This window comes from Rhizobium sp. 862_C5_N1_2, from assembly GCF_051811205.1.
Taxonomy (GTDB): domain Bacteria; phylum Pseudomonadota; class Alphaproteobacteria; order Rhizobiales; family Rhizobiaceae; genus Rhizobium; species Rhizobium leguminosarum.
In genome coordinates, this window is sequence record NZ_JBPWPT010000001.1 from 3,800,025 (window position 1) to 3,812,203 (window position 12,179).

General features: G+C 61.5%; 8 protein-coding genes. 7 read left to right on the forward strand and 1 reads right to left on the reverse strand.

Annotated features, from left to right (window positions below; translation table 11 throughout):
• The first annotated feature begins 157 nt into the window (after positions 1-157).
• The 7 genes from ACD590_RS18935 (at position 158) to ACD590_RS18965 (ending at position 11,762) form a co-directional block, all read left to right on the forward strand.
• Positions 158-2,620, forward strand: coding sequence for a glycogen/starch/alpha-glucan phosphorylase (locus tag ACD590_RS18935; protein WP_439003160.1), 2,463 nt, complete (start codon positions 158-160; stop codon positions 2,618-2,620).
• Positions 2,617-4,824: a 1,4-alpha-glucan branching protein GlgB gene (glgB, locus tag ACD590_RS18940; RefSeq protein ID WP_018446059.1), complete on the forward strand. Its 2,208-nt coding sequence runs from the start codon at positions 2,617-2,619 to the stop codon at positions 4,822-4,824. Before ACD590_RS18935 ends, glgB begins: the two co-directional genes overlap by 4 nt.
• A gap of 19 nt (positions 4,825-4,843) precedes the next feature.
• Complete coding sequence (gene glgC, locus ACD590_RS18945; protein WP_018243568.1) at positions 4,844-6,106, forward strand: glucose-1-phosphate adenylyltransferase; 1,263 nt, start codon at positions 4,844-4,846, stop codon at positions 6,104-6,106.
• A gap of 3 nt (positions 6,107-6,109) precedes the next feature.
• Complete coding sequence (gene glgA, locus ACD590_RS18950; protein WP_439003161.1) at positions 6,110-7,552, forward strand: glycogen synthase GlgA; 1,443 nt, start codon at positions 6,110-6,112, stop codon at positions 7,550-7,552.
• 6 nt (positions 7,553-7,558) lie between these two features.
• Positions 7,559-9,190 carry an alpha-D-glucose phosphate-specific phosphoglucomutase gene (locus ACD590_RS18955; protein WP_018446057.1) on the forward strand — a complete coding sequence of 544 codons (1,632 nt, stop codon included), beginning with the start codon at positions 7,559-7,561 and terminating at the stop codon, positions 9,188-9,190.
• A 13-nt stretch (positions 9,191-9,203) separates the two neighbouring features.
• Positions 9,204-11,183 carry a glycogen debranching protein GlgX gene (glgX, locus tag ACD590_RS18960; RefSeq protein ID WP_439003162.1) on the forward strand — a complete coding sequence of 660 codons (1,980 nt, stop codon included), beginning with the start codon at positions 9,204-9,206 and terminating at the stop codon, positions 11,181-11,183.
• A gap of 90 nt (positions 11,184-11,273) precedes the next feature.
• A complete protein-coding gene (locus tag ACD590_RS18965) occupies positions 11,274-11,762 on the forward strand; it encodes a MaoC family dehydratase (RefSeq protein WP_018446055.1) in 489 nt (162 codons plus the stop codon).
• Between the two features lie 15 nt (positions 11,763-11,777).
• Here ACD590_RS18965 and ACD590_RS18970 read toward each other — a convergent pair whose 3' ends face one another.
• Positions 11,778-12,176 carry a VOC family protein gene (locus tag ACD590_RS18970; protein ID WP_028733969.1) on the reverse strand — a complete coding sequence of 133 codons (399 nt, stop codon included), beginning with the start codon at positions 12,174-12,176 and terminating at the stop codon, positions 11,778-11,780.
• Positions 12,177-12,179: the final 3 nt, after the last annotated feature.

Sequence of the window (12,179 nt, forward strand, 5' to 3'; positions counted from 1 at the left end):
CCGTGTGAATATGAAGGTTTCGCAAATTTTTCGTTTGCCCAAATCCTTTGTTGCAACTGCTTAGTAACGATGCATAAACTGTCGGCTGCGCAAGCGACAAATTGATTGAATCAGGCATAACATCCTGAAACAAAATTAAAATTGGCGAGACCTAACGATGAACACTGTTTCCAAGCCGATCATCCCTTCCCCCGCCCCTCGCAGTTCAAGGCCGGAAATTCTCGCTGAAGAAATCATCGAACGTCTGACCTACCGCATCGGCAAGGATGCCAAGGTGGCAAAGCCGCATGACTGGCTGACGGCGACGATCCTGGTGGTGCGCGACCGCATCATCGACAGGTGGATGGCATCCACTCGCGAGGTTTATGCGACCGGCGCCAAGCGCGTCTATTATCTTTCTCTTGAATTCCTGATCGGCCGCCTGATGCGCGACGCCGTTTCCAACCTCGGCCTGATGGAGGAGGTGCGCGATGCGCTCGCCTCGCTCGGCGTCGACGTCAACGTCATTGCCGGCCTGGAGCCGGATGCCGCACTCGGCAACGGCGGCCTCGGCCGTCTGGCTGCCTGTTTCATGGAGAGCATGGCGACGGTCGACGTTCCGGCCTATGGCTACGGCATCCGCTATGTTCACGGCCTCTTCCGCCAGCAGTTGGCCGACGGCTGGCAGGTGGAACTGCCGGAAAACTGGCTGGCCCATGGCAATCCCTGGGAATTCGAGCGCCGCGAAAGCTCCTATGAAATCGGCTTCGGCGGCGCCGTCGAATTCATCACGACCCATGACGACCAGCCGCGCTACGTCTGGAAACCGGCCGAGCGCGTCATCGCCGCCGCCTTCGACACGCCGGCCGTCGGCTGGCGCGGCAAGCGCGTCAACACGCTGCGCCTCTGGTCGGCGCAACCGATCGATCCGATCCTGCTCGATGCCTTCAACGCCGGCGACCACATTGGCGCGCTCCGCGAAAGCAACAAGGCCGAAAGCCTGACCCGGGTTCTCTATCCTGCCGACGCCACCCCGGCCGGCCAGGAACTGCGCCTGCGCCAGGAATTCTTCTTCTCGTCGGCCTCGCTGCAGGACATCCTGCGCCGCCATCTGCAGCAATATGACGATTTCACCTCGCTGCCGGACAAGGTGGCGATCCAGCTGAACGACACCCACCCCGCCGTCTCGGTTGCCGAACTCGTGCGCCTGCTCTGTGACGTGCATGGCATGGACTTCGATCAAGCCTGGGAAATCACCCGCCATACCTTCTCCTACACCAACCACACGCTTCTGCCCGAAGCGCTGGAAAGCTGGGCAGTACCGCTGTTCGAGCGTCTGCTGCCGCGCCACATGCAGATCATCTATGCGATCAATGCCAAGATCCTGATCGATGCCCGCAAGGGCAAGAACTTCTCCGATGGGGAAATCCGCTCGATCTCGCTGATCGATGAAAGCGGCGACCGCCGTGTGCGCATGGGCAACCTCGCTTTCGTTGGCTCGCATTCGATCAACGGCGTCTCGGCCCTGCACACCGACCTGATGAAGGTCACCGTCTTCGCCGACCTGCACAAGCTCTATCCCGACCGCATCAACAACAAGACCAACGGCATCACGCCGCGCCGCTGGCTGCAGCAGTGCAATCCCGGCCTCACCGGCCTGATCCGCGAGGCGATCGGCGACGAATTCCTCGATGATGCCGAGAAGCTGCGCGCGCTCGACGTGCATTCATCCGATCCGGCTTTCCAGCAGAAGTTCGCAGCGGTAAAGCGCGCTAACAAGGTGGCACTCTCCAACCTCGTCGCCAGCCGCATGGGTGTGAAGCTCGATCCGTCGGCGATGTTCGATATCCAGATCAAGCGTATCCACGAATACAAGCGCCAGCTGCTGAACATCATCGAGGCCGTCGCGCTCTACGACCAGATCCGCTCGCATCCCGAGCTTGACTGGGTGCCGCGCGTAAAACTCTTCGCCGGCAAGGCGGCGCCGAGTTATTACAATGCCAAGCTCATCATCAAGCTGATCAACGACGTCTCCCGCACGATCAACAACGATCCGTCGGTACGCGGCCTGCTGAAAGTCGTCTTCGTGCCGAACTACAATGTCTCGCTCGCCGAAGTCATGGTTCCGGCCGCCGACCTCTCGGAGCAGATCTCGACCGCCGGCATGGAAGCCTCCGGCACGGGCAACATGAAGTTCGGCCTGAACGGCGCGCTGACGATCGGCACGCTCGATGGCGCCAATGTCGAGATGCGCGACAATGTCGGCGAGGACAACATCGTCATCTTCGGCCTCAAGGCCGACGAGGTGTCGAAGGTCCGCAGTGATGGCCACAATCCTCGCGCCATCATCGAGGGATCGCGCGAACTCGCCCAGGCGCTTGCCGCTATCGGTTCCGGCGTCTTCTCGCCCGATGACCGCAATCGCTACACGGCGCTGATCGACGGCATCTATTCGCATGACTGGTTCATGGTCGCTGCCGACTTCGACGCCTATGCCCAGGCCCAGCGGGAAGTCGACCAGATCTGGACCAACCAGTCCGCCTGGTACACCAAGACGATCAACAATACGGCGCGAATGGGCTGGTTCTCTTCCGATCGTACCATCAGGCAATATGCAGACGAAATCTGGAGAGCCGGATGAAAACGCCGAAGACCGTCCCTGAAGTAAAGCTTTCCTGGGAAATTTCGGCAGATGAAATCACGGCGATCCTTGCCGGTTCGCATTCCAATCCCTTTGCCGTCCTAGGTGTGCACCAGGCCGGCGACGCCTTCGTCGCCCGGTGCTTTATTCCGGGCGCGGAGGAGGTGACCGCCATGACGCTCGACGGCAGCGTCATCGGCGAGCTGAAACAGCTTCATGCCGACGGCGTCTTTGCCGGCCCGGTTTCCCTCACAAAGCTCCAGCCGGTGCGTTACCGCGCCCGGCGCGGCGATGCCGAATGGGCAGTCACCGATCCCTATAGTTTCGGTCCGGTGCTCGGGCCGATGGACGATTATTTCGCCCGCGAGGGTTCGCACCTGCGGCTGTTCGACAAGATGGGCGCCCACCTCATCAAGCATGACGGCGCCCAGGGTATCCATTTCGCTGTCTGGGCGCCGAATGCGCAGCGCGTCTCCGTCGTTGGTGATTTCAACAATTGGGACGGCCGTCGCCACGTGATGCGCTTCCGCTCCGATAGCGGCATCTGGGAAATCTTTGCTCCTGACGTACCGATCGGCGTTGCCTACAAGTTCGAGATCCGCGGCCAGGACGGCGTATTGCTGCCGCTGAAGGCCGACCCCTTTGCCCGCCGCAGCGAGCTCCGACCGAAGACCGCCTCCATCGCCGCCGCCGAACTGGTGCAGGAGTGGGAAGACGAGGCCCATCTGAAGCACTGGCGCGAGACCGACAAGCGCCGCCAGCCGATCTCGATCTACGAGGTGCATGCCGCCTCCTGGCAACGCCGGCAGGACGGCACGATGCTGTCCTGGGACGAGCTCGCCTCCAGCCTCATCCCCTATTGCGCCGACATGGGCTTCACCCATATCGAGTTCCTGCCGATCACCGAGTACCCCTATGACCCCTCCTGGGGTTACCAGACGACCGGCCTCTACGCGCCGACCGCGCGTTTCGGCGAGCCAGAAGGTTTCGCCCGTTTCGTCAATGGCTGCCACAAGGTCGGCATCGGCGTCATCCTCGACTGGGTGCCGGCGCATTTTCCGACCGACGAGCATGGCCTCGGCTGGTTCGACGGCACGGCACTCTACGAGCACGAAGACCCGCGCAAGGGCTTCCACCCGGACTGGAGCACGGCAATCTACAATTTCGGCCGCACCGAGGTTGTTTCCTATCTCGTCAACAACGCGCTCTACTGGGCCGAAAAATTCCATCTCGACGGTCTGCGTGTCGATGCCGTCGCCTCAATGCTCTACCTTGATTATTCCCGCAAGCACGGCGAATGGATCCCGAACGAATATGGCGGCAACGAGAACCTCGAAGCGGTCCGTTTTCTGCAGGATCTCAACATCCGCCTCTACGGCAATCATTCCAACGTCATGACCATTGCCGAGGAATCGACCTCCTGGCCGAAGGTCTCGCAGCCCGTCCATGAAGGCGGCCTCGGCTTCGGCTTCAAGTGGAACATGGGCTTCATGCACGATACGCTGAGCTACATGAGCCGCGATCCGATCTACCGCGGGCACCACCACAACGAGCTCACCTTCGGCTTGCTCTACGCCTATTCGGAAAATTTCGTCTTGCCGCTCTCGCATGACGAGGTTGTTCACGGAAAAGGCTCGCTGATCGCCAAAATGCCGGGCGACGACTGGCAGAAATTCGCCAATCTGCGCGCCTACTACGCTTATATGTGGGGCTATCCCGGCAAGAAGCTGCTGTTCATGGGCCAGGAATTCGCCCAGTGGAGCGAGTGGAGCGAGGAGAAGTCGCTCGACTGGAACCTGCTTCAGTATCGCATGCACGAGGGCATGCGGCGTCTGGTGCGCGACCTCAATTTCACCTATCGCAGCAAGCCGGCACTGCATGAGCGTGACTGCGAGGGCGAAGGTTTCGAATGGCTGGTGGCCGACGACCACCAGAATTCCGTCTTTGCCTGGCTGCGCAAGGCGCCGGGCCAGAAACCGGTCGCCGTCATCACCAATTTCACCCCTGTCTACCGCGAGAACTACTCGATCCGCCTGCCGTCCGCAGGCCGCTGGCGGGAAATCCTGAACACCGATGCCGACATTTACGGCGGCAGCGGCAAGGGCAACGGCGGGCGCGTGCAGGCCGTCGATGCCGGCGGCAACATCACCTGCTCGATTACCTTGCCGCCCTTGGCGACAATCATGCTTGAACCTGAAAATTAGTGACTGGTGGGAGGAGAAAATGGTAGAAAAACGCGTTCAGCCACTTGCCCGCGATGCAATGGCTTATGTCCTGGCGGGCGGTAGGGGAAGCCGTCTCAAGGAACTCACCGACCGGCGTGCCAAGCCGGCCGTCTATTTTGGCGGCAAGGCCCGCATCATCGATTTCGCCCTGTCGAACGCCCTGAATTCCGGCATCCGCCGCATCGGCGTCGCGACGCAATACAAGGCGCACTCGCTGATCCGTCACATGCAGCGCGGCTGGAACTTCTTCCGCCCTGAGCGCAACGAGAGCTTCGATATCCTGCCCGCCAGCCAGCGCGTCTCCGAGACGCAATGGTACGAGGGCACGGCCGACGCCGTCTATCAGAACATCGACATCATCCAGGATTACGGCGTCGAATACATGGTCATTCTTGCGGGCGACCACGTCTACAAGATGGACTACGAATGGATGCTGCAGCAGCACGTCGATTCCGGCGCCGACGTCACCATCGGCTGCCTGGAAGTGCCGCGCATGGAAGCGGTCGGCTTCGGCGTCATGCATGTCAACGACAAGGACGAGATCATCGCCTTCGTCGAGAAACCGGCCGATCCGCCGCCCATTCCCGACAAGCCGGATTTCGCTCTCGCCTCGATGGGCATCTACGTCTTCCACACCAAGTTCCTGCTCGATGCGCTACGCCGCGACGCCGCCGACCCGACCTCGAGCCGCGACTTCGGCAAGGACATTATCCCCTATATCGTCAACAACGGTAAGGCGGTCGCCCACCGTTTCGCCAAGTCCTGCGTCCGTTCGGATTTCGAGCACGAACCCTACTGGCGCGACGTCGGCACGATCGACGCCTATTGGCAAGCCAATATCGACCTGACGGCGATCGTTCCGGAGCTTGATATCTACGACAAGTCCTGGCCGATCTGGACCTATGCCGAGATCACCCCGCCGGCGAAATTCGTCCATGACGACGAGGATCGCCGCGGCTCGGCCACCTCCTCCGTTGTGTCAGGCGATTGCATCATCTCGGGCGCCATGCTGAACAACAGCCTGCTCTTCACGGGTGTCAGGGCCAACTCCTTCTCCAAGATGGAAGGGGCGGTCATCCTGCCGAACGTGAAGATCGGGCGGCGCGCGCAGCTCAAGAATGTGGTGATCGACCATGGCGTCGTCATTCCGGAAGGTCTGGTCGTCGGCGAGGATCCCGAACTCGATGCCAAGCGCTTCCGGCGGACGGAAAGCGGCATCTGCCTGATCACCCAACCGATGATCGACAAGCTGGATATCTAACTTATGAAAGTTCTTTCGGTTTCGTCCGAAGTCTTCCCTTTGATCAAGACAGGGGGTCTGGCCGATGTGTCCGGCGCCCTGCCGATTGCTCTGAAAGCCTTCGGGGTCGAGACCAAGACCCTTCTACCCGGCTATCCCGCCGTCATGAAGGTCATTCGCGACCCGGTCGTCAGGCTCGAATTCCCCGACCTGCTCGGTGAGCGGGCGACCGTGCTCGAGGTCCAGCACGAGGGCCTCGATCTGCTCGTCCTCGATGCGCCGGCCTATTACGACAGGCCGGGCGGGCCCTATCTCGATCCGCTCGGCAAGGACTATCCCGATAACTGGCGTCGGTTCGCCGCCCTGTCGCTCGCTGCCTCCGAGATCGCCGCCGGCCTGCTGCCCGGCTGGCGGCCGGATCTCGTCCACACCCACGACTGGCAGGCGGCGCTGACGTCGGTCTATATGCGCTATTATCCGACGCTGGAACTTCCGAGCGTACTGACCATCCACAACATCGCCTTCCAGGGCCAGTTCGGTTCCGAGATCTTTCCCGGCCTGCGCCTGCCTGCCCATGCCTTCGCCACCGAAAGCATCGAATATTACGGCACTGTCGGCTTCCTCAAAGGCGGCCTGAAGACTGCGCATGCGATCACGACGGTCAGCCCGACCTATGCCGATGAGATCCTGACGTCGGAATTCGGCATGGGGCTGGAGGGCGTCATCGCCAGCCGCATCGACGATCTGCATGGCATCGTCAACGGCATCGACACCGATATCTGGAACCCGGCGACCGATCCTGTCGTCCACACTCATTACGGCCCGATGACGCTGAAGAACCGCGAGGAGAACCGTCGCTCGATCGCCGAATTCTTCGGCCTCGACAATGACGACGCCCCGATCTTCTGTGTCATCAGCCGTCTCACCTGGCAGAAGGGCATGGATATCGTCGCCAACGTCGCCGATGAGATCGTCGCCATGGGCGGCAAGCTCGTCGTGCTCGGCTCCGGCGAAGCTGCACTTGAAGGCGCGCTGCTCGCCTCCGCCAGCCGCCATCCCGGCCGCATCGGCGTCTCGATCGGCTATAACGAGCCGATGTCGCACCTGATGCAGGCCGGCTGCGATGCGATCATCATCCCCTCGCGCTTCGAACCCTGCGGCCTGACCCAGCTTTACGGCCTGCGTTACGGCTGCGTGCCGATCGTCGCCCGCACCGGCGGTTTGAATGACACGGTGATCGACGCCAATCACGCCGCACTTGCGGCGAAAGTCGCAACCGGCATACAATTTGCGCCCGTAACCGAAACAGGCATGCTACAGGCAATCCGCCGTGCGATGCATTTTTATCAGGACCGAAAACTCTGGACCCAATTGCAAAAGCAGGGCATGAAATCGGATGTCTCCTGGGAGAAGAGCGCCGAACGCTACGCTGCCCTCTATTCAAGCCTCGTCTCGAAAGGCATGTGAACTAAAATGATCAAGTCCGTCCCCACCACGCCCTATCTGGACCAGAAACCCGGCACGTCGGGCCTGCGCAAGAAGGTTCCGGTCTTCCAACAGCCGAACTATGCGGAGAACTTCATCCAGTCGATCTTCGATTCGCTGGAAGGCTATCAGGGCAAGTGCCTCGTCATCGGCGGCGACGGACGCTACTACAATCGCGAGGTCATCCAGAAGGCGGTCAAGATGGCCGCCGCCAATGGCTTCGGCAAGGTCATGGTCGGCAAGGGCGGCATCCTGTCGACGCCGGCCGCTTCCCACATCATCCGCAAATACAAGGCTTTCGGCGGCATCATCCTCTCCGCCAGCCACAATCCCGGCGGCCCGACCGAAGACTTCGGCATCAAATACAACATCAACAATGGCGGCCCGGCGCCGGAAAAGATCACCGACGCGATCTATGCGCGCTCCAAGACGATCGACAGCTACAAGATTGCTGATTTCGCGGACGTCAATCTCGACCGCATCGGCAAGGACGAGCTTCCCGGCGGCACGATCCTCTCAGTCATCGACCCGGTCGAGGACTATGCTGCGCTGATGGAAGAGCTGTTCGATTTCGGCGCCATCCGCAATCTGATCAGCCTCGGCTTCCGCATTGCCTTCGACGGGATGAGCGCCGTCACCGGTCCCTATGCCAAGGAAATCTTCGAAAATCGTCTCGGCGCTCCCTCGGGCTCGGTGCGCAACTTCATGCCGCTGCCGGATTTCGGCGGCCATCATCCCGATCCGAACCCGGTTCACTGCAAGGAACTCTTCGATGAGATGATGGGCGATGACGCGCCCGATTTTGGCGCCGCTTCCGACGGCGACGGCGACCGCAACCTCATCATCGGCCGCGGCATCTTTGTCACCCCTTCCGACAGCCTGGCGATCCTTGCCGCCAATGCCAATCTCGCCCCCGGCTATTCGGGCGGCCTTGCCGGCATCGCCCGCTCGATGCCGACATCAGGCGCGGCCGACCGCGTCGCCGAAAAGCGCGGCATCGGCATGTATGAAACGCCGACCGGCTGGAAGTTCTTCGGCAACCTGCTCGACGCCGGCATGGCGACGATCTGTGGTGAGGAAAGCTCCGGCACCGGCTCCAGTCACGTCCGCGAAAAGGATGGCCTCTGGGCCGTGCTGCTATGGCTGAACATTCTTGCCGTGCGTGGCGAGAGCGTCGCCGATATCGTCACCCAGCACTGGCAGACCTACGGCCGCAACTATTATTCGCGCCACGACTACGAAGGCCTCGACACCGATGCCGCAAACGGCCTGGTGGACAATCTGCGCAGCCAGCTTTCCACCCTGCCCGGCAAGAGCTTCGGCAACCTGAAGGTCGAGAAGGCCGACGACTTCGCCTACCACGATCCGATCGACAAATCGGTGAGCGAGCATCAAGGTATCCGCGTGCTCTTCGAAGGCGGCTCCCGCGTCGTCTTCCGCCTGTCCGGCACCGGCACGTCTGGCGCAACCTTGCGCGTCTATATCGAGCGCTACGAGCCGGATTCGACTCGCCACAACATCGAAACGCAGGAAGCGCTCGCCGATCTGATCGCCGCCGCCGAAAGCATTGCCAGCATTCAGGAACGCACGGGACGCGACGCGCCAACCGTGATCACCTGATCCGGGGGGGAACATGCGGGGAAGCAGTTCGGCGCAAGCCGGCGCGATCGTCTTCGAGACCGGCGTCGAATTTGCCGTGTGGTCGCATCATGCCGCACAGATCGAACTCTGCCTCTTCGAGGATGACGGCAACAGGGAATTCGCGCGCCTGCCGATGGCGCGCGACAGCAACCACATCCATCATCTGTTTGTCGATGGACTGAAGGCCGGGGCTCGCTACGGCTATCGCGCCGACGGTATCTACGCCCCTGATAACGGCCTCTGGTACGATCCTTCCAAACTGCTGATCGATCCCTACGCCAAGGAGATCGATAGGCCGTTCCGCTATGATCCCCGCCTCGGCATCTATGGCGAGGACAGCCAGGATCTGATGCCGAAGGCGATCGTCACCACCGATACCCCAGCCGCGATCAGCAAGCCGCTCTTCAAACCGGGCGGCTTTATCTATGAGGTGGCGGTGCGGCCCTTCACCATTCTCCATCCCGACGTGCCGGAGGCCCAGCGCGGCACGGTCGCAGCGCTTGCCCATCCCTCCGTCGTCGCGCATCTGAAGCGGATCGGGGTCGATGCCGTCGAACTGATGCCGATAACCGCCTGGATCGATGAACGCCACCTGCCGCCGCTCGGCCTTACCAACGGCTGGGGCTACAATCCCGTTGCCTTCATGGCGCTCGATCCGCGGCTCGTCCCCGGCGGCATGACCGAGCTGCGCGAGACGGTCGCGGCTCTCCATGTCGAAGGCATCGGCGTCATCCTCGACCTCGTCTTCAACCATACCGGCGAGAGCGACCGCTACGGCGCGACGCTGTCATTGCGCGGCCTCGACAACCTGCATTATTATCGCCACGCCCAGAATTGGCCGGGCGAACTCGTCAACGACACAGGCACCGGCAACACGCTCGCCTGCGATCATCCTAAGGTCCGCCGCCTCGTCATCGACAGTCTGCGCCACTTTGTGCTCAACGCCGGCATCGACGGTTTTCGCTTCGATCTCGCCCCAGTGCTCGGACGCACCGCGACAGGCTTCGAGCGTGACGGCGAAACACTTGCCGCGATCCTGGCCGACGAAGTGCTGGCCGACCGGATCATGATCGCCGAACCCTGGGATATCGGCCCGGGCGGTTACCAGCTCGGCAATTTCCCGCTGCCCTTCCTTGAATGGAACGACCGGGTTCGCGACGACCTGCGCTGCTACTGGCGCGGAGACGATTGGAAGACCGGCTCGCTGGCAACCGCCCTCGCCGGCTCCTCCGACATCTTCTCCCGCAACGACGGCAAGGAAACACGCAGCGTCAATTTCCTCGCCGCCCATGACGGTTTCACGCTGATCGATCTCGTCTCCCACGCCGGAAAGCACAACGACGCCAACGGCGAACACAATCGTGACGGCCATAACGAGAACCACTCCTGGAACAACGGCGTCGAGGGGGAAACCGTCTATCCGACGATCCGCAAGCGTCGCCGGGACGATGTGATGGCGCTGATATCGACGCTTTTTGCCACCCGCGGCAGCATCATGCTGACGGCGGGCGACGAGGGCGGCCGCAGTCAGCACGGCAACAACAACGCCTATTGCCAGGACAACGAGATCACCTGGCTGGACTGGAAGGCGTTGGACGAGGGTCTCATCGCCCATACTGCCTTCGTTGCAGGGTTGCGTCGCCGCTTCACCGTCTTTTCCGAAATGGGCTTCCTGGCGGGAAATGGCGATGTCGAATGGATTTCGCTTTCCGGCGAGTCGATGACCGTTGCCGAATGGGAGACGCCGTCGCTTTCCACCCTCGGCATGTTACTATCGACCGGTGACCGCTCCGCGCGTGGCAGGCAGACCCGGCTTGGCGTGCTTTTCAACCGCTCGGGGAACCGCCAATTTTTCACGCTTCCCTCTAAGGGCGAACCGGGCTGGCGCCAGTTGACGCCGGATGGAGCAAAGAAAACTACTGGCCCCGTAACCGTCGAGCCACGCTCCGTCGCCTTTTTCGTAGAAAATTGACCGCCTCCCCTCCCTCACCCAAATCCTTGTCGCAATCGTCACAAATGCACGATAAGGCTTTGCCGCGGCGGCTTGTTTCACGAGGAATTCATGGTCACGGAAATTTCACTCTCCGACGTGCGGGGATTGATCGGCATGGAAACGGGCCTTTCGGATTGGGTCACCGTCGACCAGACGATGATCGACGCCTTCGCGTCGGCGACCGACGACCATCAGTTCATCCACGTCGATCCTGAGCGAGCGGCCGCCGAGAGCCCCTTTGGAGGAACCATCGCCCATGGCTTCCTGACACTGTCTCTGCTGTCGACGATGAACTACAACTGCCTGCCGAAAGTGCGCGAGCAGACCCTCGGCATCAATTACGGCTTCGATCGCGTCCGCTTCATGACGCCGGTGAAAAGCGGCGCCCGCGTCCGCGGCCGTTTCCTGCTCGCCGAAGCCCGCTTCCGCGGCGCCGGCATGCTGATGACCACCTATGACGTCACGATCGAGATCGAAAACGAGAAGAAGCCGGCGCTGACAGCAAAGTGGATCACCATCATCCAATTCGACCCGAAGGACCGTCCCGACGACGTTTGAGCAAAACTGCTTTTGTTACTCGGCCGAATTGAACACGGCTTCGAGCGCGTGTCCGTCGGGATCCATGACGAACGCCGCATAATAGTGCTCACCGTAATGGGGCCGCAGGCCGGGACGGCCATTGTCACTGCCGCCTTGCGCGATTGCTACCGCATAAAACTGATCGACTGCCTGGCGGCTCGGCGCGGCAAACGCCAGATGAAAACCCGGGCCGGGCGCACGCTGGCCGTCCGGGCGATGCTTGATCGCCAGTTTGTCCCCGCCGCCGGGAAGGCCGTAGCCGATTGCCTGCCCTGTTTGCCCCGGCCTGATATCGTCCCAGACCCTGATATAACCGAGCGCGGCGAGGGCAGCATCGTAAAATGCCGCCGACCGCTCGATATCGGAAACGCCAAGCGAGGCATGGTGCAGCATTCG

Bases quoted from the DNA above. Each gene is read 5' to 3' on its own strand.
- glgA (WP_439003161.1), top strand. From the start codon at position 6,110: ATGAAAGTTCTTTCGGTTTCGTCCGAAGTCTTCCCTTTGATCAAGACA.
- glgB (WP_018446059.1), top strand. From the start codon at position 2,617: ATGAAAACGCCGAAGACCGTCCCTGAAGTAAAGCTTTCCTGGGAAATT.
- ACD590_RS18970 (WP_028733969.1), bottom strand. From the start codon at position 12,176: ATGCTGCACCATGCCTCGCTTGGCGTTTCCGATATCGAGCGGTCGGCG.
- ACD590_RS18955 (WP_018446057.1), top strand. From the start codon at position 7,559: ATGATCAAGTCCGTCCCCACCACGCCCTATCTGGACCAGAAACCCGGC.
- glgX (WP_439003162.1), top strand. From the start codon at position 9,204: ATGCGGGGAAGCAGTTCGGCGCAAGCCGGCGCGATCGTCTTCGAGACC.
- ACD590_RS18965 (WP_018446055.1), top strand. From the start codon at position 11,274: ATGGTCACGGAAATTTCACTCTCCGACGTGCGGGGATTGATCGGCATG.
- ACD590_RS18935 (WP_439003160.1), top strand. From the start codon at position 158: ATGAACACTGTTTCCAAGCCGATCATCCCTTCCCCCGCCCCTCGCAGT.
- glgC (WP_018243568.1), top strand. From the start codon at position 4,844: ATGGTAGAAAAACGCGTTCAGCCACTTGCCCGCGATGCAATGGCTTAT.